This is a genomic window from Streptomyces roseifaciens (assembly GCF_001445655.1).
Classification (GTDB): domain Bacteria; phylum Actinomycetota; class Actinomycetes; order Streptomycetales; family Streptomycetaceae; genus Streptomyces; species Streptomyces aureoversilis.
On record NZ_LNBE01000003.1, the window covers coordinates 684,184 to 709,578 of the forward strand.

The 25,395-nt window shown below is 73.6% G+C and carries 20 protein-coding genes; 12 read left to right on the forward strand and 8 right to left on the reverse strand.

Annotated features, from left to right (window positions below; all coding sequences use genetic code 11):
* Positions 1 to 112: 112 nt before the first annotated feature.
* The 3 genes from AS857_RS08885 to AS857_RS08895 all read right to left on the reverse strand — a co-directional run bounded on the left by AS857_RS08885 (position 113) and on the right by AS857_RS08895 (position 4,482).
* Positions 113 to 841 (reverse strand): response regulator, encoded by a 729-nt coding sequence (locus tag AS857_RS08885; protein ID WP_058044011.1) that lies wholly within the window; start codon positions 839 to 841, stop codon positions 113 to 115.
* Positions 842 to 1,009: 168 nt separating this feature from the next.
* Positions 1,010 to 2,347, reverse strand: a complete 1,338-nt coding sequence (locus tag AS857_RS08890; RefSeq protein ID WP_058042583.1) for a sensor histidine kinase — start codon at positions 2,345 to 2,347, stop codon at positions 1,010 to 1,012.
* 26 nt (positions 2,348 to 2,373) lie between these two features.
* On the reverse strand, positions 2,374 to 4,482 hold the full coding sequence (locus tag AS857_RS08895) for an MMPL family transporter (protein ID WP_079110187.1): 2,109 nt from the start codon (positions 4,480 to 4,482) through the stop codon (positions 2,374 to 2,376).
* A 352-nt stretch (positions 4,483 to 4,834) separates the two neighbouring features.
* Between AS857_RS08895 and AS857_RS08900 the strand changes: the two genes are divergently transcribed.
* Together AS857_RS08900 and AS857_RS08905 are read left to right on the forward strand one after the other, a co-directional pair.
* On the forward strand, positions 4,835 to 5,743 hold the full coding sequence (locus AS857_RS08900; protein WP_058042585.1) for a DMT family transporter: 909 nt from the start codon (positions 4,835 to 4,837) through the stop codon (positions 5,741 to 5,743).
* 809 nt (positions 5,744 to 6,552) lie between these two features.
* Complete coding sequence (locus AS857_RS08905) at positions 6,553 to 7,095, forward strand: inorganic diphosphatase (protein WP_058042586.1); 543 nt, start codon at positions 6,553 to 6,555, stop codon at positions 7,093 to 7,095.
* Positions 7,096 to 7,114: 19 nt separating this feature from the next.
* On the opposite strand, the gene ssgD is transcribed toward AS857_RS08905, so the two are convergent.
* Positions 7,115 to 7,528, reverse strand: a complete 414-nt coding sequence (ssgD, locus tag AS857_RS08910; protein ID WP_058042587.1) for a spore wall synthesis regulator SsgD — start codon at positions 7,526 to 7,528, stop codon at positions 7,115 to 7,117.
* A gap of 327 nt (positions 7,529 to 7,855) precedes the next feature.
* Positions 7,856 to 9,043 (reverse strand): sensor histidine kinase, encoded by a 1,188-nt coding sequence (locus tag AS857_RS08915; RefSeq protein ID WP_058042588.1) that lies wholly within the window; start codon positions 9,041 to 9,043, stop codon positions 7,856 to 7,858.
* Positions 9,044 to 9,215: 172 nt separating this feature from the next.
* Here AS857_RS08915 and AS857_RS08920 point away from each other — a divergent pair, with 172 nt between their 5' ends.
* Positions 9,216 to 10,334, forward strand: coding sequence for a WD40/YVTN/BNR-like repeat-containing protein (locus tag AS857_RS08920; protein WP_058042589.1), 1,119 nt, complete (start codon positions 9,216 to 9,218; stop codon positions 10,332 to 10,334).
* A 27-nt stretch (positions 10,335 to 10,361) separates the two neighbouring features.
* On the opposite strand, the gene AS857_RS08925 is transcribed toward AS857_RS08920, so the two are convergent.
* Positions 10,362 to 10,661 carry a YciI family protein gene (locus tag AS857_RS08925; RefSeq protein WP_058042590.1) on the reverse strand — a complete coding sequence of 100 codons (300 nt, stop codon included), beginning with the start codon at positions 10,659 to 10,661 and terminating at the stop codon, positions 10,362 to 10,364.
* Between the two features lie 44 nt (positions 10,662 to 10,705).
* On the opposite strand from AS857_RS08925, the gene AS857_RS08930 reads away from it, so the two are divergent.
* The 7 genes from AS857_RS08930 to AS857_RS08960 all read left to right on the forward strand — a co-directional run bounded on the left by AS857_RS08930 (position 10,706) and on the right by AS857_RS08960 (position 18,909).
* Positions 10,706 to 11,404 carry an endonuclease V gene (locus AS857_RS08930; protein WP_058044012.1) on the forward strand — a complete coding sequence of 233 codons (699 nt, stop codon included), beginning with the start codon at positions 10,706 to 10,708 and terminating at the stop codon, positions 11,402 to 11,404.
* 130 nt (positions 11,405 to 11,534) lie between these two features.
* A complete protein-coding gene (locus AS857_RS08935) occupies positions 11,535 to 12,470 on the forward strand; it encodes a dihydrodipicolinate synthase family protein (RefSeq protein ID WP_058042591.1) in 936 nt (311 codons plus the stop codon).
* Positions 12,471 to 12,571: 101 nt separating this feature from the next.
* Entirely contained in the window at positions 12,572 to 12,949 is a 378-nt protein-coding gene (locus tag AS857_RS08940; protein ID WP_058042592.1) for an MmcQ/YjbR family DNA-binding protein, read from the forward strand.
* Between the two features lie 189 nt (positions 12,950 to 13,138).
* Positions 13,139 to 14,278 (forward strand): CaiB/BaiF CoA transferase family protein, encoded by a 1,140-nt coding sequence (locus AS857_RS08945; protein WP_058042593.1) that lies wholly within the window; start codon positions 13,139 to 13,141, stop codon positions 14,276 to 14,278.
* Positions 14,275 to 15,417 carry an acyl-CoA dehydrogenase family protein gene (locus AS857_RS08950; RefSeq protein WP_058042594.1) on the forward strand — a complete coding sequence of 381 codons (1,143 nt, stop codon included), beginning with the start codon at positions 14,275 to 14,277 and terminating at the stop codon, positions 15,415 to 15,417. Before AS857_RS08945 ends, AS857_RS08950 begins: the two co-directional genes overlap by 4 nt.
* A gap of 43 nt (positions 15,418 to 15,460) precedes the next feature.
* The gene (locus tag AS857_RS08955) at positions 15,461 to 16,678 is read left to right on the forward strand and encodes an acetyl-CoA C-acetyltransferase (RefSeq protein WP_058042595.1); all 1,218 of its coding nucleotides are present in this window, start codon (positions 15,461 to 15,463) and stop codon (positions 16,676 to 16,678) included.
* 68 nt (positions 16,679 to 16,746) lie between these two features.
* Positions 16,747 to 18,909: a 3-hydroxyacyl-CoA dehydrogenase NAD-binding domain-containing protein gene (locus tag AS857_RS08960; protein WP_079110419.1), complete on the forward strand. Its 2,163-nt coding sequence runs from the start codon at positions 16,747 to 16,749 to the stop codon at positions 18,907 to 18,909.
* 144 nt (positions 18,910 to 19,053) lie between these two features.
* Here AS857_RS08960 and AS857_RS08965 read toward each other — a convergent pair whose 3' ends face one another.
* Both AS857_RS08965 and AS857_RS08970 read right to left on the reverse strand, forming a co-directional pair.
* Entirely contained in the window at positions 19,054 to 19,779 is a 726-nt protein-coding gene (locus AS857_RS08965; RefSeq protein WP_058042597.1) for a MerR family transcriptional regulator, read from the reverse strand.
* 211 nt (positions 19,780 to 19,990) lie between these two features.
* The gene (locus tag AS857_RS08970; RefSeq protein WP_058042598.1) at positions 19,991 to 21,502 is read right to left on the reverse strand and encodes a M1 family metallopeptidase; all 1,512 of its coding nucleotides are present in this window, start codon (positions 21,500 to 21,502) and stop codon (positions 19,991 to 19,993) included.
* Positions 21,503 to 21,690: 188 nt separating this feature from the next.
* On the opposite strand from AS857_RS08970, the gene AS857_RS08975 reads away from it, so the two are divergent.
* A complete protein-coding gene (locus tag AS857_RS08975; protein WP_245699710.1) occupies positions 21,691 to 23,649 on the forward strand; it encodes a Xaa-Pro dipeptidyl-peptidase in 1,959 nt (652 codons plus the stop codon).
* 99 nt (positions 23,650 to 23,748) lie between these two features.
* The gene (locus AS857_RS08980) at positions 23,749 to 25,386 is read left to right on the forward strand and encodes an ABC-F family ATP-binding cassette domain-containing protein (RefSeq protein ID WP_058042599.1); all 1,638 of its coding nucleotides are present in this window, start codon (positions 23,749 to 23,751) and stop codon (positions 25,384 to 25,386) included.
* The last annotated feature ends 9 nt before the right edge of the window (positions 25,387 to 25,395 follow it).

The window sequence follows — 25,395 nt, forward strand, 5'->3', positions numbered from 1 at the left end:
TGAGGCGCGTGCCCGCCCGGCTCAACGCGGCGTCAACACACGGATGACGCGGGTCGCCCGCGCCGTTCCGCCCCGTGGCGTAGGGACGGCGTCCGTTCTCTTCAGGGGGTCTTCAGGAAGAGTACGCACCGCCCCCGGCGGGCGGGACCCCCGGCACGGAGCCCGGCGTCACCAGCCCCGCCTCGTACGCGGCGATGACCAGCTGGACCCGGTCGCGGGCGCACAACTTGCCAATGATCCTGCTGACATGGGTCTTGGCGGTGAGCGGGCTGAGCCCGAGCACATCACCCACCTCGGCGTTGTTCAGGCCCCTGGCCACCAGGGTCAGCACCTGGCGCTCGCGGACCGAGAGCACCGCCAGGCCGTTGGTCACGAAGGAGGCCGGGATGTCCGCCCTCGGCGCCCGCAGCACCCGGGCGATCAGGCGCGAGGTCGGGCCGGGCGACAGCAGTGCCTCCCCGGCGGCGATGGTCCGGATCGCCTCCAGCAGGGCCGCCGGGCGCGTGTCCTTCACCAGGAAGCCCGAGGCGCCGGCGCGCAACGCGTCGATGACGTACTCGTCGGTGTCGTACGTCGTCAGGACGAGCACCTTCACGCCGGCCATGTCCTCGTCGGCCGCGATCCGCTGGGTCGCCTCGATGCCGTCCAGGTCCGGCATCCGGATGTCCATCACCACCAGGTCCGCGCGGGAGCTGCGGGCCAGCTCGACGGCCTGCCGGCCCGTGCCCGCCTCGCCCACGACCTCCATGTCGGGGGCGGTGTCCACCAGCATCGCGAACGCGGAGCGGACGAGCCGCTGGTCGTCGGCGAGCAGGACCCGGATCGGCTGCTGCGCGTTCATCGGCCGCCCCTCCCCCCGGGGGAGGGCGGTGCTGCCGGAGTCGGTGCTGATGTCATCGGAGTCATCCTTCGGGGTGGGGACCCGCACCGCGCCCCGCGGCGCGGGTCGTTCACTGATGCGGGCACGGCACGTACGGGCGCACGCGCTCGCCGGCGTCTCACGGCGCGCTCACCGGAGGGCGGTCCCGTCCGCGGGGGCCGACGGCAGGACCGCGGTGACCGCGAACCCGGCGCCACCGGCGCGGGGCCCGGCCTGCAGCCCCCCGCCGACGCTGCGGGCCCGCTCGCGCATCCCGACGATGCCGTAACCGCCGGTGCCGTTCGGCTCGTTCCCCGGCACGGGGTCGCGCGCAGGCGCTCCCGAACCGCCGTCGTCGAGCACGGTGACCCGCAGGGCGCCGTCGTCCCCGCCGCGCGCCACCGTCACCCAGACGCGGACCGAGGGACCGCCGTGGCGGACCGCGTTGGTGAGCGCTTCCTGCACGATACGGTACGCAGCGGCCCCGACTGCCGGGGCCAGGACGGCCGTTGCCGCGGGATCGGCTGCGGGATCGGCTGCGAGATCGACTGCGGGGTCGGCCGCGGTGCCGGGGCCCGCCCCGTTGCTCCCCGCCGTCCCGCCCTGCGCTTCCTGCCCCATGTGCACCTGCAGGCTCACCCGTGCCCCGGCAGCCTCCGCCGCCCGCGCCAGGTCGGGCAGCCCGTCGAGGCCCGGCAGGGGCCCGTAGCCCGCGGAATCGTTCCCGCGGAGCACCTCCAGGGTCGCGCGCAGCTCCGCCCGGGCGTCCCGGCAGGTGTCGGCGATCCCGTCCAGCGCCTTGGCGAGCGCCGCCCGGTCGAGCCGCTCGGGGTCGGCGACCAGGACGTGGGCCGCGACCGCCGTCTGCACCCCGATCAGGGTGATGCTGTGGGCCAGCAGGTCGTGGAGGTCGCGCGCGATGTGCACCCGCTCCTCCGCGACCCTGCGCGCCGCCTCGCGCTCGCGCGTCGCCTCGGCGCGCTCCGCGCGCTCCATGATGGCCCCGACGTAATTGCGGTGCAGGCGCACCGCCTCGCCGATCAGGACGACGTCGGCGATCCAGCCGGCGCTCACCAGCGTCGGCACGATCTCGTGCCCCTTGCCGAACGCCAGCAGGACGACCGTGGCCACGCCGAAGATGCCGCCGAGGGTGAGGAAGCTGCGCTTGGGCGGTCCGACCACGGCGAGCGTGCACAGGGCCACCAGGCCCGCCGGCAGCGCCGCCGTGCGGGGGTAACCCAGCGCGTAGAAAGGGCCGTTCATGCAGGCGACGGCCAGCACCGTGAGCCACGGCGCCTGGCGCCGCGCCGTCAGGACGAGCGCGGCGCCGGTGAGGAGCACCCATCCCGGGAGGTCCGGCGACCGCCGCGTGGTGACCACGAAGAGCACGCTCTGCACGGCGAGGACCGCCAGCGCGATCCCGAAGTCCTGCAGCAGGACGCTGCGCCGTACGGCCGCGTGCCGCGGCAGCAGCAGACGGGCGATCATGGGGGCAACCGGTTCCCGGGACGGCATCACGCTTCCATCGAACCCCGGGAGAGCTTCCCGGGCCACCACATCCACCTCTTCAGCAACAGGCTTGCAGAGGTGACCAGGTAGGTACGGACCAGGAAGGTGTCCAGCAGCACGCCGACCGCGATGATGAAGCCCATCTCGACCAGCGCCACCAGCGGCAGCGTCGCCAGCACGGCGAAGGTGGCCGCCAGCACGATGCCCGCGGAAGTGATGACACCGCCTGTGGTGCGCAGCGCGGTGAGCGCCGCCTCGGACGAGTCCGCGCCCTTCAGGCGCTCCTCACGGGCCCGGTGCATCAGGAAGATGCCGTAGTCGACGCCGAGCGCGACGAGGAAGACGAACGTCAGCAGCGGCAGGCTCGGATCGAGGCCCTTGTAGCCGAGGACCGGGCCGAAGACCAGGCCGCTGAGCCCCATCGCCGCGCCCCAGGAGGCGATCACGGCGAGGACGAGCACCACGGACGCCACGAGACTGCGCAGCAGGGCGATCAGCACGATCAGCACCGCGGCCAGCACCAGCGGGATCACCTTGACCCGGTCGTCGGCGTTGGTGGTCGCGAGGTCCATCTGCTGGGCCGTGGGCCCGCCGACGATCGCCTGTGCGCCCGGCACGTCGTGCACCGCACCGCGCAGCGCGGTGATGGTCCTCTTCTCGCCGTCCGACTCGGGCTTGGCGACGGAGAACACCTGCAGCTCGGTGCGGTCCCCGCCGCTGCGGCCCGGCTGCACCGTGGCGACGCCCTTCGTCGCCTTGATGCGCTTCTCCACCTCGCCCGCCTGCCCGGTACGCGTCACCACGGTGATCGGCAGGCTGCTGGAGTCGGGGAAGGCCTCGGCGACCGTCCGCATCGCGGCCACCGAGTCGGGCTTCTTGAGGAAGGCGTCCTCCTGCTTCAGCGTGCCCGGCAGCTTCACCGCGCCGACCGACAGGGCGACCAGCGCCGCGACGCCGCACAGCAGCACCAGGCCCGGGCGGCGGCCCGCCGAGTTGCCCATGGCCGAGAACAGCGAACGCCGGTGCACGGCCTCCGACCCGTAGGCCGGCACGATCGGCCAGAAGACGCGGCGGCCCAGCAGGACCAGCACCGCGGGCAGCAGCGTCAGCATGGCCGCCAGCGCGCAGAAGACGCCCACCGCGCCGACCGGCCCCAGGCCGCTGCTGCTGTTGAGGTCCGCCGCCATCAGGCACATCAGGCCCGCGACGACCGTCCCGGACGAGGCGAGCACGGCCGGCCCGCAGCCGCGGATCGCGGACATCATCGCGTCGTACGGCTGCTCGGTGCTGCGCAGCTCCTCGCGGTAGCGGGCCACGAGCAGCAGGGCGTAGTCCGTGCCCGCGCCGAAGATGAGCACCGTCATCACCGACGTGCTCATCGTCGTCACCGTCAGGTCGAAGGCCTTGATCAGCCCGTAGACGCCCGCCATGGCCGCCGAGGCCGCCACGCCGACCACGCCCAGCGGCACCAGCCACAGGAAGGGGCTGCGGTAGATCAGGATGAGCAGGACGGCGACGACGCCCGCGGTGCCGATCAGCAGGGTGCCGTCGATGGACTGGAAGACCTCGTTCTGGTCGGAGGCGAGGGCCACCTGCCCGCCGAGCTCGGCCTTCAGCCCCTCGGGCCTGTCCTTCTCGACGATGTCCCGGATGCCGTCGACCGCCTTGCCCTGCGCGGCGGCGTCCGCCAGCCCGGACACCGACAGCGCCGTCATCGACGTGGTGCCGTCCTTGGAGACCACCGTGGGCGGCTCGCCCCCGCCCCGCAGCTCGTACCGCGCCGCGATCCGCTTGATCTGCTCCTGCGCCGCCTTGCGGTCGCCGTCGGAGAGGCCGCCGTCGCGGTGGTACACGAGGATCGCGTCCGAGGTGTTGCCGCCCGGCAGCTTCTGCAGCAGGTGCTCGACCCTGGTGGACTCGGCGCTGGCCGGCAGGTAGTCCACCGGCCGGTCGCGCGCCGCGCCGTTGAGCTTCTCGGCGAAGGGCGCCGTGACCGCGAGCACCACGATCCACAGGGCGATCACCGCCCACGGAAGGGCGCGGCGCCTCGACCTTCCTTCGCGTGCCGGTCGCAGCCGGCCTTCCTTCCGCTGCGTTTCCGCCGCCGGAGCCATGTGTCCCGCCGCCTCCTCCGAGCCGAAATCCACTGACCCTCCCAGGATTCCGGCGCGAAGCGCCCGGCACGTCGGCCCGGAGAGCGAAGCGGAAGCTAATCCGCCGGGTGCAACAGGGGGGTTGTTACTCCCGCGGGAGTAACACCGGGCGGAGTGACCGCACTACACAGCGCGACGACAGGGGCTCTCGGTGACTCGCACGTACGTTCAGGGTCATCCCGTACTCCGCCGGTAGGAGGGCCGGATCCGTCCCCTGGGACGACGACGCGAGCGGCGGCGCGAGGCATGGTGGAGACATGAAGGGCATGAAGGGCAGGAAGCGCTGCCGGTCAGGGCGACGGCGGAGAGCGATGTGAGCTCGCTCCTGCTTCCGGTGCTGCTCTGCCTGGTGTCGGCAGTGGCGTACGCGGTCGCGGCTGTCGTGCAGGAGCGCGTCGCGGCGACGACGCCGGGCGGGCCCTGCGGGCCGCTGCGGCGGCCGGGCTGGTGGGGCGCGGTCGCCCTGACCGCGCTCGGCGCGGGGCTGCACGTGGTGGCGCTCGCCTACGGGCCGCTGAGCCTGGTGCAGCCCCTGGGGGCGCTCACGATCGTCTTCGCGCTGCCCATGGCGGCGGTGTCCGCCCGCAGACCCGTCGGTGCGGCGGGGTGGCGCGGTGCCCTGCTGGCCACCGCCGGGCTCGCCGGGCTCCTCAGCCTGACCGGTCCGCCGCACGCCGAGACCCTCGACACCGCCCAGCGGCCCGGCCTCGCCGCCGTGGCGATCGCCGGGGCGGCGGTCCTCGCGCTCGGTGCGCACTGGGCGCGGCGGGCCGTCGTCCGCGGAGTGGTGCTGGCCGCGGCCGCGGGCGTCGCCTTCGGCATGGCCTCCGTCTTCACCAAGGCCGCCGCGCAGGACTGGACCTCGGGCAGGACGGAATTCTTCGCCTTCACGGCGCTGGTCACCGCGGTCCTCGCCGCGGGCGGCATGCTCCTGTCCCAGGCCTCCTACCGCGGAGCGGGCCTGGCGGCGCCGCTGGCGACGGTGACCACCGTGAACCCCGTGGTGGCGGCTGCCGTAGGGACGGCGGTGCTGGGGGAAACGTTTCGGTACGGGGTCACGGGCGGGCTCCTCGCCGCCCTGGCCGGCACGGTCGCCATAGCCGGCGTGGTCACCCTCAGCCGCCTCGCCCCGCCCCACGCCGCCCCCCACACCCCCGAAGGCACCCGGACCGTCCCACGCGCCCGCCGAAGACTCACCCACGCGGCGACGAAGCAGGACTAGCCCACGGAGCGGTGGCCGACGCCCCGGCCGACTGCGGCTGCAGCGACGGGGGTTACGGGGAGCGCCCCGGGATCCCTTCCGCCGCAGAGGCGATCCGCCGCGACGACGTAGCCCGGTGGCGCGGTTCCGGGAACTCCTCCCGCCGCAACGGCGATCGGCTGCGAAGGCGCAGTCCGGCGGTGCCGTGCCGGGGCTCGCCCGTGGGCGGCACGCGTGGGCGAGGGGTCCCGGGTGCCCGGGAACCCCTTCCGCCGCAGCGGTGATCAGCCGCGACGGCGCAGTCCGGCGGTGCCGTGCCGGGGCTCGACCGTAGAGGCATGCGCGGGCAGGAGGTCCGGGGTGCCGGGAACTCCTCCCGCCGCAGCGGTGATCAGCCGCGATGGCGCGTTCCGGCGGTGCCGTGCCGAGGCTCGCCCCGTGGGAGGCATGCGCGGGCAAGGGGTCCCGGGTGCCCGGGAACCCCTTCCGCCGCAGCGGTGATCAGCCGCGACGGCGCAGTCCGGCGGTGCCGTGCCGGGGCTCGACCGTAGAGGCATGCGCGGGCAGGAGGTCCGGGGTGCCGGGAACTTCTTTCGCCGCAGCGGTGATCAGCCGCGGTGGTGCGTCCCGGCGGTGCCGTTCCGAAGGGGGGACGGGGAAGCCGGTCAGGCTTACCCGGGAGGTCGACGGGTCGTGATGGTGGCGTCGGCCGCGAGCGTGGCGGGCCCGCCGTCGTCCGTGAGCGCCCTCCGCGAGGAGGTATGGCCCTGGCGCGGGAACCACGACACGATGGGCCCGTCCGTCCGGCCCACCCCCTCCGGAGGAGCCCCGTGGACTTCGACGTCGTCGTGGAGATCCCGCAAGGCAGCCGCAACAAGTACGAGATGGACCACGAGCGCGGCCGCATCCGCCTGGACCGGCTGCTGTTCACCTCGACCCGCTACCCCGCCGACTACGGCTACATCGAGCGGACCCTCGGTGCCGACGGCGAACCTCTCGACGCCCTCGTCCTCGCGGGCGAGCCGACGTTCCCGGGGATCGTCATCAGATGCCGCGCCATCGGGATGTTCCGCATGCGCGACGAGAAGGGCGAGGACGACAAGGTGCTGTGCGTCCCCTCGTCGGATCCGCGCCACGAGCACATGAGGGACCTGCGCCACCTCCCCGAGTTCGACCGGCTGGAGATCCAGCACTTCTTCGAGGTGTACAAGGAGCTCGAACCCGGCAAGTCCGTCGACGACGGCACCCGCTGGGCGGACCGCGCCGCCGCCGAGACGGAGATCTCCGCCTCCTACGCGCGGGCCGCGGCGGCCCGCGCCGAGCAGGAGCAGGAGGCGGAGCAGGAGCAGGGGCAGGAGCGCCCGGCGCACTAGCCGCTTGCCCGGGCCGGGCTCAGGCCTCCCGCAGCAGCGCCGCGAGGTCCCCGTCCACGTCCAGGTGGCCGCCCTCGCTGCCCGCCGGCACCAGCGCGTAGGAGCGCGCGAGGAAGCGCCGCAGCTCGGCGGTGTCGATCTGCACCATGGCCACGCCCTCGACGGCGTGGAACTCCAGCACCGTGCGGTCCGGCCCGCACGGCCACACGTGGACGTCGCCGCCCCCGGTGGGCGCGATCAGGCCGCAGGCGAGCGTCTCGCGGGCGAAGACCCATTCCACGTCCGCCCCGTCGAGGGAGGCCACGGGCGGGAAGGCGATGTGGACGGCGAAGGGATCGGAGGGTACGTAGCGCAGCTGCGCGGGGACGGCGCGGTCCTGCGGGGCCGACGCAATGAGCCGTGCCTGGACAGCCTGGTCGATGACAGTGGACAACGCGTGCTCCCTCGCGATCGCTGTGATGTGGTGCGGGTCCTTGCGGTGGTACGGGGTGCCGGTGCGGTGGTGGCCGTGCGGGTCGTGCGGGTCGTGCGGTTTCGTGCTGCTCCTGCCGGCGTCCGGACGCCGACCGGATCCGGGAGGGATCCGCCGACTGGAGAGACGCCGTCTGAAGAGACGGCGGTTCGATCGCTGCAGTGCACATGATTCAAGCGTGACCTGCATCACGATCCTTTGATTGGAAAAGACATAAGCCGTCTCAGCCATGAAATCGCTGCCCGCACGCCACTCTGTTCACTACCGCTCCTGCCGCTCCTGCCGCTCCTACCGCTGCACCGGCAGCACCGCCAGCACCTCCCACCCGCCGCCCGGCACCGGCCCCGCCGTCAGGGACCCGCCGATCGCGTCCGCCCGCTCGGTGAGCCCGACCAGCCCCAGGCCCCCGGTGTCCTCGGGCGCGTGGGGCGCCGGCCCGCCCGCGGGGCCGTCGTCGCGCACGGAGATGAACAGGCGCCGCTGCTCCTCGCGCAGCGTCACGCGCACGGCCGACGCCCCGGGGCTGTGCTTGGCCACGTTGGCCAGCCCCTCGGCGACGATCCGGTGGACGGAGGCGGCCAGCTCCGGGGCCGTCCCGGCGCCGAAGCGGGGGTCGACGTGCAGCTCGACCCGCACGGCGCCCGGCCCCGTCCGGCGGAAGTCGTCGACCAGCGCGCTCACCCCGTCCAGCCCGGGCAGCGGCGCGCGGTGGGCCTGGTCCTGCTGCAGTACGCGCAGCAGCCGCCGGGACGAGGTCAGCGCCTCGTCCCCGGCCGCCTGGATGTCCCGCAGCGAGGCGGCGACCTGCTCGTCCTTGGCGACGGTGCCGGTGGCCTTGGCCAGCAGCGTCATCGCGGCGACGTGGTGGGAGACGAAGTCGTGCAGCTCGCCCGCCAGCTCCAGGCGCTCGGCGTCGCGCGCGGCGGCCACGGCCCGGGCGCGCTCGCCGTCCCGGTAGCGCAGGCACAGGCCCGCCGAGGTGACGCCGGCCACGACCAGGGCGTAGGCGACGACGGCCGCACCGGGCGCGTCCGTGTCGCGCACGGGCGCCACCAGCACCCCGGCGGCCAGCGCGACGCCCGTCGCCACGGCGGCCCGTACCGGCGCCCGCCACGCGACGAGGGCGAGCAGCACCAGCAGGGCCGCGCTCTCGGTCAGCCCCCAGACGGGCAGGTGCTCGCCCGTGGCCATCAGGTACCCGGTCGCCGACCAGGACACCGCGATCGCCGCCGCGGCGCGCGCGGCGAGCGGCCCCCAGGGCAGCACGCACAGGGCGACCAGCAGCCCGGCGGCCCACACCACGAGGTGGGCGTGGTGGCCGCCGGCCTGCCCGGGGTGGACGGCGTCCCGGGTCAGCAGGCGGCCCTCCAGCAGCCACAGGCCGCACAGGCCGGCCAGCAGCCAGCCCCGGCGGCGCCTGGCCCGGGACGGGGCGGCGGTCCCGGCGGGGGAGAACAGCAGGGATGTCGGCGTCATGCGCTCACGCTAGGCGGGGGTGCGGAGCCCGGGGATCGCCCGTAAAGCCACACCCGCCCCGGCCAAAAGGATGAACGTTGGACGGCTTGTGCGGCAGCGGCTCGGCGGCGGGCGGGCGCGGCAGCGGAGGTCCCGTGGACGGCCCGCCCTGCGTCGGCTAGCTTCCCCGGTCATGAGACGGACGGGGAAGACGTTACGCAGACTGTGCGGACTGACGGGGGCGCTCACCGGCGCCGTGCTCGCGCTGGCGGTGACCACCGCACCGGCCCGTGCCGGGAGCGGGGGCGCAGGCCCGGCATGGGAGGGCAGGGGCGCCGGCCCGGCGTGGGAGAGCAGGGACGCCGGCACCGACGCCCGCTTCCGGGGGCTCGCGGCCGTCAGCCGCTCCACGGCGTGGGCCGCCGGCACGAAGGGGACGGTCCTGCTCACCCGCGACGGCGGGCGCAGCTGGCGGAACGTCTCGCCGCCCGGCGCCGACGCGCTCGAATTCCGCGACGTGGAGGCGTTCGACGGCCGCCGCGCCGTCGTGCTGGCCATCGGCGAGGGCGAGGCGTCCAGGGTCTTCCGCACGGACGACGGCGGCAGCACCTGGACGGAGACCTTCCGCAACACCGACCCGAAGGCGTTCTACGACTGCCTGACCTTCTTCGACCCGCGCCACGGCATCGCCCTCGGCGACCCCGTGGACGGCAGGTTCCGCATCCTCGCCACCGGCGACGGCGGCCGCAGCTGGCGCGTCCTGCCCGCCCGCGGCATGCCGGCCGCCCTCCCCGGCGAGGCCGCGTTCGCGGCGAGCGGCCAGTGCGTGGTGAGCTCCGGCCGGCACGACGCCTGGATCGCCACCGGCGGCGCCGCGTCCTCCCGCGTCCTGCACTCCGCCGACCGCGGCCGCACCTGGACCGTCGCGGGCACGCCCGTCCCCGCAGGCGACTCCGCGCGCGGCGTCTTCGGCCTCGCCTTCCGCGACCGGACGCACGGTCTGGCCGTCGGCGGTGACTACCGCACCGGGCAGTCCTCGGAGCGGGCCGCGGCCGTCAGCGGCGACGGCGGCACGACCTGGACGACCGCCTCCCGCCCGCCCGGCTCCTACCGTTCCGGCGTCGCCTGGCTGCCGCACAGCCGCACCACGGCGCTCGCGGTCGGCCCGGCCGGCAGCGACCTCACCACGGACGGCGGCCGCACCTGGCGCGCCTTCGACACCGGCTCGTACGACACGGTGGACTGCGCGCCGGACGGCGGCTGCTGGGCGGCGGGGGAGAAGGGGCGTCTCGCCCGGCTCAGCGGCCGGTAGGCGCGCCCGGGGCGGCGGGAACTGCGGTCAGGACGGCAGTTCCTGCCGGTAGGACTCCAGGGCGGGGGCCGTCTTCGTCGGGATGAACTCGGTGATGGAGTACTCGCACACCCCCGCCACGCTGAACGGGTCGCTCCGCGTGATCTCCTCGATCTTCGCCCGGTCCTCCCCGACGGCGAGGATGACACCGCCGTCCCGGGGCACCTTCCGGCCGGAGGCGATGAAGACGCCGGACGCGTAGTGCGCGTCCAGCCAGGCGACGTGCTCGGCGAGGGCGGCGTCGATGCGCTCGATCGGCGCGATGTAGGTCAGCTCCAGTACGAACATGATCGCCAGGCTACGCGGCGGGTAGCGTGACCCGCACTATGAGCATGGCAGAGGTAACCGACGTACCGCCCGGGTGGCCCACGACCGAGGCGGAAGCGACCGCCCTCCAGGACGACTTGCGGGGCCGCGCCGTCCTGGACGAACCTGGGCCCCCGCCCGGCGAGCCGCTCGTGGCCGTCGGCGTCGACGTGGCCTACGACGACGAGCGGGACGTCGTCGTGGCCGCCGCCGTCGCCCTGGACACCGCCACCATGAACGTGGTGGAGGAGGCGACGGCCGTCGGCCGGGTCGCCTTCCCGTACGTGCCCGGGCTGCTCGCCTTCCGCGAGATCCCCACCGTGCTCGCCGCCCTGGAACGGCTCCGCGTCACCCCCGGCCTGGTCGTCTGCGACGGCTACGGCCTCGCCCACCCGCGCCGCTTCGGCCTCGCCAGCCACCTGGGCGTCGTGACCGGCCTACCGACGATCGGCGTCGCCAAGAACCCCTTCACCTTCCGCTACGACGCCCCCGGGCCGCACCGCGGCGACACCTCGCCCCTCCTCGACGGCGACGAGGAAGTGGGCCGCGCCCTGCGCACCCAGTCCGGCGTCAAACCGGTCTTCGTCTCCGTCGGCCACCGCACCGGCCTCGACAACGCCACCGCCCACACCCTCGCCCTGGCCCCCGCCTTCCGCCTCCCGGAAACGACGAGAGCGGCGGACAGCCTGTGCCGGCGGGCGCTGAAGGGGCTGGTGGCGGGGTGACGGGCTGACGGGCGGTCACGTACCGCCCGGCGGCGGAGCGGCCCCACGGCGGTGCACGGCGCCGACATACTGACCCCGCCCCCTCCCGAAGGCTCGGCGCGGCCCGTACCGCGCCGGAAAGGCGGTCGCCATGGGTCTGCCCGTTCCCCTGTCCGGAGTCGTTCCGCCGCTCTGCACGCCGCTCACCCCGTCCGGCGAGGTCGACACCCGCTCGCTCGGCTCGCTCGTGGAGCACGTGCTCGCAGCCGGTGTCCACGCGGTCTTCGTGCTCGGATCCAGCGGGGAGACGGCCTACCTGGACGACGCCCGGCGCTGCACCGCGCTGCGGGCCGCCGTCGACGCCGTCGCCGGGCGGGTGCCGGTGCTCGCCGGGGTGGTCGACATGACCACCGCCCGCGTCCTGGACCACGCCCGGGCCGCCGCCGCGCTCGGCGCGGACGCGCTCGTCGCCACCGCTCCCTTCTACACCGCCACCCACCCGGCAGAGGTCCGTGACCACTTCCGCCGCATCCGGGCCGGCGCCGGGCTTCCCCTCGTCGCGTACGACATCCCCCCGTCCGTCCCCACCAGGCTGGACGCCGGGATCCTCCTGCCCCTCGCCGAGGACGGGACGCTGGCCGGGCTCAAGGACAGCAGCGGCGATGCCGGCGGGCTGCGCCGGCTCCTCGTCGAACTGCGGCGGCGCGGCCTCGATGACTCGTTCGCCGTGCTGACCGGGTCCGAACTGGCGGTCGACGGGGCCCTGCTGGCGGGGGCGCACGGCGTCGTCCCGGGGCTGGGCAACGTGGACCCGGCCGGGTACGTACGGCTGTACGAGCACGCCCGTGCGGGCCGCTGGGCCGAGGCGGCCGCCGAACAGGACCGGCTCGCGGCCCTGTTCGCGCTCATCGGGACGGGCGACCTCACCGGCATGAGCTGGAGCGCGTCCGCACTGGGCGGCTTCAAGGCGGCCCTGCACCTCCTGGGGGTCATCGACTGCCCGGCGACGGCCGCCCCGCAGCGCCCCCTGCCCGGCGCGGCCGTGGACGCCGTGCGGCACCACCTGGCGGAGGCCGGGCTGCTGTGATCCCGGGCGGAGCCGGAGATCCCCGGTGATGTCAGACCTGCGGGCTAGCGTTGTACGGGCAAGAGGCACAGAGGCGCATGCGCACACCCCGGAGGCATCCCATGACCTTGTCCGCCCCTCTCAAGGCCCGCGCGAAGGTGCGGGAATTCGCGCTCTCGCTGCCCGGCACCGTCGAGGAGTTCCCCTGGGAGGAGGACGCTGTCGTCAAGGTCAACAAGAAGATCTTCGTCTTCCTCGGCTCCGAGGGGAACACCGAGACGCCCGGCATCTCGGTCAAGCTCAAGGACGAGGAGGTGCACGGCCACGCCATGGCCGTCCCCGGCGCGGCGCCCACGTCCTACGGCCTCGGCAGACACGGCTGGGTGTCGGTCCCGCTCACCGGGGAGAGCGCCCCGGCGGAGGTGCTGTGCGACTGGGTGGAGGAGAGCTACCGGACCATCGCCCCCAAGCGCCTCGTCGCCGAGCTCGACGCGGGCTGAGCCGGTCCGAAGTGCGCTGCCGGGGGAGCGATGTGACGCCGCGGCCGGGAGCCGAGGTCTTGTGAAAACTGGAACCTGTTCTTAGCATCGCGAGTGTGACAGCAGTTGTGTCACAGACGTCGTATCGCCGAGGTCGTATCACCGAGGTCGTTTCACCGAAGTCGGGTCACAAAGCCACAGGGGGTCCGGATGACCGGGACAGCCGGCGGTCCGCTCGACGGCGTGCGCGTCGTCGAGCTCGCGGGAATCGGGCCCGGCCCGTTCGCCGCCATGCTCCTGGCCGACCTCGGGGCCGACGTCGTCCGCATCGACCGTCCCGGCGGCCCCGGCCTGCACATCGCCCCGTCCCGCGACGTCACCAACCGCAACAAGCGCTCGGTGACGGCCGACCTCAAGACCGCCGAAGGCCGCCGCGCGGTCCTCGACCTCGCCGCCCGGGCCGACGTGCTGATCGAGGGCTACCGGCCCGGCGTCGCCGAGCGGCTCGGCGTAGGCCCCGACGCCTGCCTCGCCCGCAACCCCCGCCTGGTCTACGGGCGGATGACCGGCTGGGGCCAGCACGGCCCCCTCGCCGACACCGCCGGCCACGACATCGCCTACATCGCCGTCACCGGCGCCCTCGGCCTGTCCGGCCCGGCCGACGGGCCTCCCGCCTTCCCCGCCAACCTCCTCGGCGACTTCGGCGGCGGCGCGCTCTACCTGGTCGTCGGCGTCCTCGCCGCCCTCCACCACGCCCGCGCCGCCGGCACCGGGCAGGTCGTCGACGCGGCCATCGTCGACGGCACCGCCCACCTCACCGCGCTCCTCCACGGCATGCTCGCCGCCGGCGCCTGGCAGGACCGGCGCGAGGCCAACTTCTTCGACGGCGGATCGCCCTTCTACGGCACGTACGAGGCGGCCGACGGCGGCCACATGGCGGTCGGCGCCCTCGAACAGCGCTTCTACACGGAGTTCATGGACCTCCTCGGCCTCGCCGAGCTCGCGCCCGCCCGCGACGACCCGTCCCGCTGGGGCGAGCTGCGCGCCGCCGTCGCCGCCCGCTTCCGCACGCGCACCCGCGCCGAGTGGACGGCCGTCTTCGACGGCTCCGACGCCTGCGTCGCCCCCGTGCTCTCCCTGCGCGAGGCCCCCGGCCACCCGCACCTCGCCGCCCGCGGCACCTTCGTCGAGCACGCCGGCCTCACCCAGCCCGCCCCCGCCCCGCGCTTCTCCGCCACCCCCGGCTCCGTCCGCCGCCCGCCCGCGCGGCCCGGCGCGGACACCGCCGAGGTGGCGCGGGACTGGGACGTCCCCAGCCTCGAGTCGCTCCAGAAGGGCCCGCAGTCATGAAGCGCCAGATCTTCACCGCCGAGCACGAAGCCTTCCGCGAGACCGTACGGACCTTCCTCACCAAGGAGGTCGCCCCGCACTACGAGCAGTGGGAGCGCGACGGCATCGTCTCGCGCGAGGCCTGGCGGGCGGCCGGGCGCCAGGGCCTGCTCGGGCTCGCCGTGCCCGAGGAGTACGGCGGCGGGGGCACCGACGACTTCCGCTACAGCGCCGTGCTCACCGAGGAGTTCACCCGCGCGGGGGCGGCCGGCCTCGCGATCGGGCTGCACAACGACATCGTCGGGCCGTATCTGACGGGCCTCGCCACCGCGGAGCAGAAGCGGCGCTGGCTGCCCGGCTTCTGCTCGGGCGAGATCATCACCGCCGTCGCGATGACGGAGCCGGGCGCCGGCTCCGACCTGCAGGGCATCCGCACCGCCGCCGAGGACCGCGGCGACCACTGGCTGCTCAACGGCTCCAAGACCTTCATCTCCAACGGCATCCTCGCCGACCTCGTGGTCGTCGTGGCGCGCACGACGCCCGAGGGCGGGGCCAAGGGCCTGAGCCTGCTCGTCGTCGAGCGCGGCACGGCCGGCTTCGAGCGCGGCCGCAACCTCGACAAGATCGGGCAGAAGGCGCAGGACACCGCCGAGCTGTTCTTCCACGACGTGCGCGTGCCCAAGGAGAACCTGCTGGGCGAGCTCAACGGCGGGTTCGTCCACCTGATGACGAACCTCGCCCAGGAGCGGATGAACATCGCCGTCGCCGGGATCGCCGCCGCCGAGCACCTGCTGGAGCTCACCACGGACTACGTCAAGGAGCGCGAGGCCTTCGGCCGTCCGCTCGCCAAGCTGCAGCACATCCGCTTCGAGATCGCCGAGATGGCCACCGAGTGCGCCGTCACCCGCACCTTCCTGGACCGCTGCATCGCCGAGCACACCGCGGGCACGCTCGACGCCGTGCACGCCTCCATGGCCAAGTGGTGGGCGACCGAGCTGCAGAAGCGCGTCGCCGACCGCTGCCTGCAGCTGCACGGCGGGTACGGATACATGACGGAGTACCGGGTCGCCAAGGCGTTCACCGACGGCCGGATCCAGACGATCTACGGCGGCACCACCGAGATCATGAAGGAGATCATCGGCCGTTCCCTGCTCTCCTGATCCACCCCCTACCAGCGTCCCCCGCCCCGAAAGGCCCACGACCTTGAGCAGCACCGAAGCGTACGTATACGACGCGATCCGCACCCCGCGCGGCCGCGGCAAGGCCAACGGCGCCCTGCACGGCACCAAGCCCGTCGACCTCGTCGTCGGCCTCATCCACGAGCTGCGCCGCCGCCTGCCCGGCCTGGACCCGGCCGCCGTCGACGACATCGTGCTCGGCGTCGTGAGCCCCCTGGGCGACCAGGGCTCCGACATCGCCCGGATCGCGGCGATCGCCGCCGGCCTGCCCGACACCGTCGCCGGCGTCCAGGAGAACCGCTTCTGTGCCTCGGGCCTGGAGGCCGTCAACCTCGCCGCGGCCAAGGTCCGCTCGGGCTGGGAGGACCTCGTCCTCGCCGGCGGCGTGGAGTCGATGTCGCGGGTGCCGATGGGCTCCGACGGCGGCGCCTGGTTCGCCGACCCCATGACCAACTTCGACGTCAACTTCGTGCCCCAGGGCATCGGCGCCGACCTGATCGCGACCCTCGGCGGCTTCACCCGGCGGGACGTGGACACCTTCGCCGCCCGCTCGCAGGAGAACGCCGTCGCCGCGTGGAAGGACGGCCGCTTCGACCGCTCCGTGATCCCCGTGCGCGACCGCAACGGCCTCGTCGTCCTCGACCGGGACGAGCACCCCCGCCCCGGCACCACCGTCGAGACCCTGGCCGGGCTCAAGCCCTCCTTCGCCGCGATCGGCGAGGCCGGCGGCTTCGACGCCGTGGCCCTGCAGCAGTACCACTGGGTCGAGAAGATCGATCACGTCCACCACGCCGGCAACTCCTCCGGCATCGTCGACGGCGCCTCCCTCGTCGCCATCGGCAACCGCGGCACCGGCGAGCGCTACGGGCTGACGCCGCGGGCCCGGATCGTATCCGCCGCCGTCTCGGGCTCCGACCCCACCATCATGCTCACCGGCCCCGCCCCCGCCTCCCGCAAGGCGCTCGCCAAGGCCGGCCTGACCATCGGCGACATCGACCTGATCGAGGTCAACGAGGCCTTCTCCGCCGTGGTGCTGCACTTCGCCCGCGAGATGGGCATCGGTCTCGACAAGATCAACGTCAACGGCGGCGCCATCGCCCTCGGCCACCCGCTCGGCGCCACCGGCGCCATGCTGCTGGGCACCGTCATCGACGAACTCGAACGGCAGGACAAGCAGTACGGCCTGGTCACCCTCTGCGTGGGCGGCGGCATGGGCATCGCCACCGTCGTCGAGCGCGTCTAGCCTCCGGCGGACCGGCCCCCTTCCCCCTGTCCGGCGACCGAGGACAATCCCCCATGGAGAGCACCGACATGAGCGAGCGCAACACCATCCGCTGGGAGCGGAGCGACGACGGCATCGTCACCCTCGTCCTGGACGACCCCGACCAGTCCGCCAACACCATGAACAACGCCTTCAAGGCGTCCCTCACGGCGGTCGCCGACCGGCTGGAAGCCGAGAAGGAGTCGGTGCGCGGCGTCGTCCTCACCTCCGCGAAGAAGACCTTCTTCGCCGGCGGCGACCTGCGCGAGCTGATCGCCGCGACCCCCGCCGACGCCGCGAGCGTCCTCGAAGGGAGCATGACGATCAAGCGCGACCTGCGCCGGATCGAGACCCTCGGCGTGCCCGTCGTCGCGGCCGTCAACGGCGCGGCCCTCGGCGGCGGCTACGAGATCGCGCTCGCCTGCCACCACCGCATCGCCCTCGACGCCCCCGGCTCGAAGATCGGCCTCCCCGAGGTCACCCTCGGCCTGCTGCCCGGAGGCGGCGGCGTCACCCGCACCGTACGCCTCCTCGGCATCACCGACGCACTGCTGAAGGTGCTGCTGCAGGGCACGCAGTACGACCCGCGCCGCGCCCTGGAGGCCGGGCTCGTCCACGAGCTGGCGGCCGACCGCGACGAACTCCTGGCCAAGGCACGCGCGTTCATCGACGCGCACCCCGAGTCGCAGCAGCCCTGGGACGTCAAGGGCTACAAGATCCCCGGCGGCACCCCGGCCAGCCCGCGCTTCGCCGCGAACCTCCCGGCCTTCCCCGCCAACCTCAGGAAGCAGCTCGGCGGCGCCCCCTACCCGGCCCCGCGCAACATCCTGGCGGCCGCCGTCGAGGGCTCCCAGGTGGACTTCGGGACCGCGCAGCTCATCGAGGCCCGCTACTTCACCGAGCTGGTCACCGGCCAGACCGCGAAGAACATGATCCAGGCGTTCTTCTTCGACCTCCAGGCCGTCAACTCCGGCGTCAGCCGCCCGCGTGACGTCTCCCCCCGCCAGGTGCGCAAGGTCGCCGTCCTCGGTGCCGGCATGATGGGCGCGGGCATCGCCTACGCCTGCGCCAAGGCGGGCATCGAGGTCGTTCTGAAGGACGTCTCCGACGAAGCGGCCCGCAAGGGCAAGGCCTACTCCGAGGGCCTGCTGGCCAAGGCCCTCGCCCGGGGCCGCACCACCGAGGCCAAGCGGGACGAGCTGCTCGCCCGGATCACCCCGACCGCCGACGCGGCCGACCTCGCGGGCTGCGACGCCGTCATCGAGGCGGTCTTCGAGGACCCGGCCCTCAAGCACAAGGTCTTCCAGGAGATCCAGCACGTCGTCGCGCCCGACGCGCTGCTGTGCTCCAACACCTCCACCCTGCCCATCACCCTCCTCGCCGAGGGCGTCGAGCGGCCCGTGGACTTCGTCGGCCTGCACTTCTTCTCGCCCGTCGACAAGATGCCGCTCGTGGAGATCATCAAGGGGGAGCGCACCGGCGACGAGGCGCTGGCCCGCGCCTTCGACCTGGTCCGGCAGATCCGCAAGACGCCCATCGTGGTCAACGACTCGCGCGGCTTCTTCACCTCGCGCGTCATCGGCCGCTTCATCAACGAGGGCGTGGCGATGATCGGCGAGGGCGCCGACCCCGCCTCGGTCGAGCAGGCCGCCGCGCAGGCCGGCTACCCCGCCAAGGTGCTCTCCCTGATGGACGAGCTGACCCTCACCCTGCCCCGGAAGATCCGCGAGGAGACCCGGCGGGCGGCCGAGGCGGCCGGCGAGACCTGGACGCCGCACCCCGCGGACGCGGTCATCGACCGCATGGTCGAGGAGTTCGGCCGCCCGGGGCGCAGCGGCGGCGCCGGCTTCTACGAGTACGCGGACGGCAAGCGCACCGGGCTGTGGCCGGGGCTGCGCGAGCACTTCACGAAGAAGGACGTGGAGATCCCCTTCGAGGACATGAAGGAGCGCATGCTGTTCTCCGAGGCGCTGGACACCGTCCGCTGCCTGGAGGAGGGCGTCCTGACCTCCGTGGCGGACGCCAACATCGGCTCGATCCTCGGCATCGGCTTCCCCGGCTGGACGGGCGGCGCGCTGCAGTACGTCAACGGCTACGAGGGCGGCCTGCCGGGCTTCGTGACCCGCGCCCGGGAGCTCGCGGCGGCGTACGGCGACCGGTTCGAGCCGTCGGCCCTGCTGGTGGAGAAGGCGGAGACGGGGGGCCGCTTCTAGCGGCCCGGACGGTGGTGTCCGCCGCAACGGCGAGTCACCACTGTGAACGTGACCGGCGGTGCCGGGCCCGGCCCGGGCCCGGCACCGCCGGAAGCCCGCCGTTCAGCCTGTTCACCGTGGCGGCGAACGGTCGAACGGCATCGTTCAGGCGCCGCGCGCAGCGTCCTCGTACGCCTCGCGCAGCTCCTCGTTCAGCGAACGCTGGAACGCCGTCACCAGCGCCTGGACGACGAGCGGTTGCATGTGTGCGGACAGCGACTTCATCGCCGCGATGTCCGGCGTCTGCGCCTCCACCTCGTCGCGGAAGAGCCGTGAAAGCTCCCGCGCGGTGGCGCGGGCGTGTTCCACGAGCACCGTGCGGGCGGCCAGGATCGCCTCCGGCGAGATCGGTACGTCCAGCAGCCGGACGCCCAGGTGGAGCAGGGCCGGGTCGACGAGGTAGGAGCCGGCGGTCTCGCCCCGCTGGAGGGCGTTCAGCGCGGCGAGCCGGTCGACGTCCTCCTCGGTGAGGGCGCGGCCCGCCCGCCTCTCCAGCTCCTCGCGGGTGGTCTCCTCGGCCCCGTCGGGCGTCCAGGAGGCCACGAGGGCCCGGTGGATGGCCAGGTCCTGGGGGCTGAGGCCTTCGGGGAGCCGGTTCAGGTAGCGCTCGATGGCGGCGAGCGTGAGCCCCTGGTGCTGCAGCTCTTCGATCAGGGCCAGCCGGGAGAGGTGGCCGGGCCCGTAGCGCCCGACCCGGCGCGGGCCGATCTCGGGCGGGGGCAGCAGCCCCCGGGTGCTGTAGAAGCGCACGGTGCGGACGGTCACCCCGGCCCGGGCGGCCAACTCGTCCACCGTCAGGGTCGCTTCCCCGGTCTCCGTCTCCGCGGCCATGGGCGGCACCTCGCTCTCTGTTCCGCACCTGTCGGTGTCGAACAGTATTGCTGTGCCACCGGCGCTGTGAAACCGGCGGCGGCCCCCCCCCCCCCCCCCCCGCCGTACCGCATGCGCGCGCGGGGCGGCGGCGGTACGGCGGGCCTGTGTGCAGGACCGGTCAGGATCCGTCAGGGCCGGTCAAGGCCCATCAAGCCCCCGTCAAGGCCGGTCAGTGCCGGTGGGCGCGCTCCGCGTCCTGGATCTTCTTCCAGGACTTGGGCGCGGTGACGCCGGCCTTCAGCGACTTCTTCGCCTTGGCGGGGCCGGTGCCGGCCGGAGCCGGCAGCGTGCTCGGCTTCGACGGCTGGAACAGCCAGGTGTCGAAGAGCGGCGCGAGCTTCTTGCCGGATGCCTTCTCGGAGAACTTCACGAAGTCCTGCACGGAGGCGTTGCCGTAGCGGTTCTCCGTCGTCCACTGCTTGAGGATGGCGAAGAACGTCTTGTCGCCGACGGTGTTGCGCAGGGCCTGCAGGGCGACGGCGCCGCGGTTGTAGACGGCGCGGTCGAACTGGCGGTTCGCGCCCGGGTCGCCCGGCTTGACCTTCCAGAAGTCGTTGTCGGCCGGGATGCCGTTGTAGACGTACTCGGCGAGCTCCTGGGCGGTGCCCTCGCCCTCCTTCTCCGACCACAGCCACTGGGCGTAGGTGGCGAAGCCCTCGTTCACCCAGATGTCGCGCCAGTCCTTGACGGAGACGCTGTCGCCGAACCACTGGTGCGCCAGCTCGTGCACGACGATCTGCTGGTTGGCACCGCTCGTGAAGGACGCCGGGCTGTAGAACGGCCGGGTCTGGGTCTCCAGCGCGTAGGACGACTTGACGTTCGGCACGTACCCGCCGACGGCGTTGAAGGGGTACGGCCCGAAGACCGTGCTCGCCCAGTCGGTGATCTCGGCGGTGCGCTCGATGCTGGCCTTGGCCGAGGGGAGGTTCTCGCCCAGGTCCTTGCTGTAGGCGTTGACGACGGGCAGGCCGCTCTCCGTCGTACCGGTGGTGATGTCGAACTTGCCGACGGCCAGGGTCGTCAGGTAGCTCGCCTGGGGCTTGGTGGAGCGCCAGTTGTAGCGCGTCCAGCCGAGCTTGGAGGACTGGGAGGCGAGCACGCCGTTGCTGATGGCCTGGACGTCGTCCGGTACGGAGACGGACACGTCGTAGGTGGCCTTGTCGGTGGGGTGGTCGTTGCTCGGGAACCACCAGGCCGCCGACTGCGGCTCCTGGGCCACGACCGCGCCGTCCGGGGTGCGCTTCCAGGCCGAGTAGCCGTCGATCTTCACGGTGGAGGGGGTGCCGCTGTAGCGCACGACGACGCTGACCGGCTTGCCCTGCTCCAGCGGGCCGGCCGGGGTGACCTCCAGCTCGTGGGCGCCCGACTGCTTGTACGCGGCCTTCCTGCCGCCCACCAGTACCTCGCTCACGTCGAGGGTGAAGTCGAGGTTGAAGCGGGACAGGGCCTGGGTGGGGGTGGCGAGCAGGGTCGCCGTGCCCTCCAGCCGGTCCGTCTTCGGCTGGTACTTCAGCCGGAGGTCGTAGTGGGAGACGTCGTACCCGCCGTTGCCGTCTTCCGGGTAGTACGAGTCTCCGGCACCCGGGGCGCCGGGCGTGGCGTCCGCCGCCGACGCCGGGACCGCGAGCAGCAGGAAGGCGGCAGCGGCCGTGCTCGGAACGATGAGTCTGTGACGACGCACGAGTCACTCCAACTCGTAGAGGAGAACGATCACTCGGAAGCCTATGTACTCACCGAGGAGGGGGGTATGTCCATGGGGCCTTCCGACATGTGATCGACATGCGCGCGTCATGCGGCGGGGCGGCCGTCAACTCCTGAAGCTGCCGTGACCCCTTCTGTTCCGGGCCCCGTCGGCGTTACCGTCCGCCCGTGGTCAGACGCCCGCGGGATGCCCGCACACCCTGGACTTCATTCGTACTGGCGGCAGTTGCCGCCCTGGTGGCGGTGCTCGTGTCACCGCCCGGCGCCGCGCAGGCCGCCCCGCCGCGCGGCAAGGAGAGCACCCCGGTCCATTCGTACGACCGCGCCATACGCGAATCCGTCTGGGTCGACACCCGGGTGGACGCCGACGGGGACGGCAGGTCCGACCGGGTGGCCGTCGACGTCATCCGGCCCCGGGAGGCCGCCGAACAGGGCAGGCGGGTCCCCGTCATCATGGACGCGAGCCCGTACTACTCGTGCTGCGGCCGCGGCAACGAGAGCCAGAAGAAGACCTACGACGCGCAGGGGAAGCCGGCCGGGTTCCCGCTGTACTACGACAACTACTTCGTACCGCGCGGCTACGCCGTCGTGCTCGTCGACCTCGCCGGGACCAACCGCTCCGACGGGTGCGTCGACATCGGCGGCCGTTCCGACGTGCAGTCGGCCAAGGCCGTCGTCGACTGGCTGAACGGCCGGGCCCGCGGCTACGCCACCCGCGCGGGCGGCGACTCCGTCAAGGCCGGCTGGACCACCGGGGCCGTCGGGATGATCGGCAAGAGCTACGACGGGACCGTCGCCAACGCCGTCGCCGCGACCGGCGTCGAAGGCCTGAAGACCATCGTCCCCATCGGCGCCATCAGCTCCTGGTACGACTACTACTTCGCCCAGGGCGCGGCCCTCTACGACGACGGCCCCGACGGCCTCGCCGACCGTATCGAGAGCCCCGAGGCCCGCGGCCGCTGCCAGGCCGTACAGCGCGAGCTCGTCGAGGGCGCCCCGCGCAACGGCGACCGGACGGCCCTGTGGGAGGCCCGCGACTACGTCAAGGACGCCGGGAACGTGCGCGCCAGCGTCTTCGCCGTCCACGGCCTGCAGGACCTCAATGTACGAACCAAGCACTTCGGCCAGTGGTGGGACGCCCTCGCGGAGAACGGCGTCGAGCGCAAGGTCTGGCTCTCCCGGGCCGGGCACGTCGACCCCTTCGACTTCCGCCGCGAGGCGTGGGTGGCCACCCTGCACCGCTGGTTCGACCACTACCTCCTCGGCTACGACAACGGCGTCGAGCGCGAGCCCATGGCCGACGTCGAGCGCGCCCCCGACCAGTGGTCCACCGACCGCGTCTGGCCGCCGCGCAACACCCGCACGACCACCCTGCGCCCCGCCGCCGGCCCCGTCGCGGGCGTCGGCACGCTCGGCCTGAAGCCCGCGCCCCAGGGCGCCACCGCCGAGTTCACCGACGACCCCAGGCTGAACGAGAGCGACTGGTCCGCGAGCATCGACCGCTCCACCCCCGCCAAGGCCGGCTTCATCACCCCGCCCCTCAGCCGCGACCTGCGCCTCTCCGGCTCCTCGGCCGTGCGCCTGACGGTCACCCCGTCCACGGCCTCGGCCCACCTGTCCGCCGTCCTCGTCGACCTCGGCCCCGCCGAGATCCGCGACTACGCCGCCCGCGGCGAAGGCATCCGCACCCTCGACGACCGCACCTGCTGGGGCAGCGGCAACGCCGCCGACAGCGCCTGCTACAAGCGCACCGAGGCGACGAAGGCCCGGGTCGGCCACACGGTCTTCAGCCGCGGCTGGGCCGACCTCGGCCACTGGGACGGCTCCGGCAAGGGCGGCCCCCTGACCCCCGGCAAGCCGTACGCCATCACCCTCGACCTCGCCGCCGCCGACCACGTCGTCCCGGCGGGCCACCGCCTGGCCCTCATCGTCGCCGGCACCGACGCCGGCCTCATCGAGCCCGCCTCCACCACCCCGCACGTAGAACTGGACCTCCGCCGCACCTCCGCAACCCTGCCCCTGGTCGGCGGCCACCCAGCCTTCACCCGCGCCACCACAGGCGGCACCCCCGCAAAGCCCACAGAACCACGCGGCCTGAACGTGCCGCCGCTGGTGCACGTGCCGTAACCGACGCCCCCGGGCAGGGGCGCGCGAGACGCCCCGGCCCGGGGCCGTATCGAAATCCGGTACGACCCCCTCCACCACTCCGGTTAAAGTCGACCCGTTATGAGTGCCACTCTCGTCGCCAAAAGTCTTGCCGCCGGACACGGCGACCGCACCCTCTTCTCCGGGCTCGACCTCGTCGTCGCGCCCGGGGACGTCATCGGTCTGGTCGGTGCCAACGGGGCCGGTAAATCCACGCTGCTGCGGCTGCTCGCCGGGCTGGACGTGCCGGAGGAGGGCGGGCTCTCGCTCAGTCCGCCGACGGCCACCGTGGGGCACCTGCCGCAGGAGCCCGAGCGGCGGCCGGGGGAGACCGTGCGGGAGTTCCTCGCCCGCCGGACCGGGGTGGCCCGGGCCCAGGCCGAGCTGGACGCCGCCACGCAGGCGCTCGTGGACGGCGCGCCGGGTGCCGACGACGCCTACGCCACGGGCCTCGACCGCTGGCTCGGCCTCGGCGGTGCCGACCTGGACGAGCGCGCCGAGGAGGTCGCCGCCTCGCTGGGGCTGTCCGTCGGGCTCGACCGGCCCATGACCAGCCTCTCCGGCGGCCAGGCCGCCCGCGCGGGGCTCGCCTCCCTGCTGCTGAGCCGCTACGACGTCTTCCTGCTGGACGAGCCCACCAACGACCTCGACCTCGACGGGCTCGCCCGCCTGGAGTCCTTCGTCACCGGGCTGCGCGCCGGCACGGTCGTGGTCAGCCACGACCGCGAGTTCCTGACCCGCACGGTGACCAAGGTCCTCGAGCTCGACCTCGCCCAGCAGCAGGTCCGCCTCTACGGCGGTGGCTACGCCGCCTACCTGGAGGAGCGCGAGACCGCCCGCCGGCACGCCCGCGAGGCCTACGAGGACTACGCCGACACGCGCGCCGGCCTGGAGGACCGCGCCCGCACCCAGCGGAACTGGATGGAGAAGGGCGTCAAGAACGCCCGCCGCAAGGCGAGCGACAACGACAAGATCGGCCGCAAGTTCCGCACCGAGTCCACCGAGAAGCAGGCCGCCAAGGCCCGGCAGACCGAGCGGCTCATCGAGCGGCTGGAGGTCGTCGAGGAGCCCCGCAAGGAGTGGGAGCTGCGCATGGAGATCGCGGCGGCGCCGCGCTCCGGCGCGGTCGTGGCCACGCTGCGCGGCGCCGAGGTGCGCCGGGGGTCCTTCGCCTTCGGCCCCGCCGACCTGCAGATCGACTGGGCCGACCGGATCGCGGTCACCGGCGCCAACGGCTCCGGCAAGTCCACGCTCCTCGCGGCCCTGCTCGGCCGGCTGCCGCTGGACGCCGGGCACGCGGCGCTGGGCCCGGGCGTCGTCGTGGGCGAGGTGGACCAGGCGCGGGCCCTGTTCTTCGGCACGGAGGCGCTGCTGGACGCCTTCGGCGCGGCCGTCCCCGACCTCGCGCCCGCCGACGTCCGGACGCTGCTCGCCAAGTTCGGCCTGAAGGCCGATCACGTGCTGCGCCCGGCGGTGACCCTCTCGCCGGGCGAGCGGACGCGTTCGGCGCTGGCCCTGCTGCAGGCGCGCGGGGTCAATCTGCTGGTCCTGGACGAGCCGACCAACCACCTCGACCTTCCGGCGATCGAGCAGCTGGAGTCCGCGCTGGATTCGTACACGGGCACGCTGCTGCTGGTCACGCACGACCGCCGGATGCTGGACGCGGTCCGTACGACCCGCCGCATCGAGGTCTCGGAGGGGCGCCTCACGGAGCGCTGACGGGCACCT

What these genes read in the sequence shown, in the direction of transcription:
- AS857_RS08920 (WP_058042589.1), top strand. Translation starts at nt 9,216, where the DNA reads ATGAGACGGACGGGGAAGACGTTACGCAGACTGTGCGGACTGACGGGG.
- AS857_RS08945 (WP_058042593.1), top strand. Translation starts at nt 13,139, where the DNA reads ATGACCGGGACAGCCGGCGGTCCGCTCGACGGCGTGCGCGTCGTCGAG.
- AS857_RS08965 (WP_058042597.1), bottom strand. Translation starts at nt 19,779, where the DNA reads ATGGCCGCGGAGACGGAGACCGGGGAAGCGACCCTGACGGTGGACGAG.
- AS857_RS08930 (WP_058044012.1), top strand. Translation starts at nt 10,706, where the DNA reads ATGGCAGAGGTAACCGACGTACCGCCCGGGTGGCCCACGACCGAGGCG.
- AS857_RS08950 (WP_058042594.1), top strand. Translation starts at nt 14,275, where the DNA reads ATGAAGCGCCAGATCTTCACCGCCGAGCACGAAGCCTTCCGCGAGACC.
- AS857_RS08925 (WP_058042590.1), bottom strand. Translation starts at nt 10,661, where the DNA reads ATGTTCGTACTGGAGCTGACCTACATCGCGCCGATCGAGCGCATCGAC.
- AS857_RS08960 (WP_079110419.1), top strand. Translation starts at nt 16,747, where the DNA reads ATGAGCGAGCGCAACACCATCCGCTGGGAGCGGAGCGACGACGGCATC.
- AS857_RS08980 (WP_058042599.1), top strand. Translation starts at nt 23,749, where the DNA reads ATGAGTGCCACTCTCGTCGCCAAAAGTCTTGCCGCCGGACACGGCGAC.
- AS857_RS08885 (WP_058044011.1), bottom strand. Translation starts at nt 841, where the DNA reads ATGAACGCGCAGCAGCCGATCCGGGTCCTGCTCGCCGACGACCAGCGG.
- AS857_RS08940 (WP_058042592.1), top strand. Translation starts at nt 12,572, where the DNA reads ATGACCTTGTCCGCCCCTCTCAAGGCCCGCGCGAAGGTGCGGGAATTC.
- AS857_RS08915 (WP_058042588.1), bottom strand. Translation starts at nt 9,043, where the DNA reads ATGACGCCGACATCCCTGCTGTTCTCCCCCGCCGGGACCGCCGCCCCG.
- AS857_RS08895 (WP_079110187.1), bottom strand. Translation starts at nt 4,482, where the DNA reads ATGGCTCCGGCGGCGGAAACGCAGCGGAAGGAAGGCCGGCTGCGACCG.
- AS857_RS08935 (WP_058042591.1), top strand. Translation starts at nt 11,535, where the DNA reads ATGGGTCTGCCCGTTCCCCTGTCCGGAGTCGTTCCGCCGCTCTGCACG.
- AS857_RS08890 (WP_058042583.1), bottom strand. Translation starts at nt 2,347, where the DNA reads ATGATCGCCCGTCTGCTGCTGCCGCGGCACGCGGCCGTACGGCGCAGC.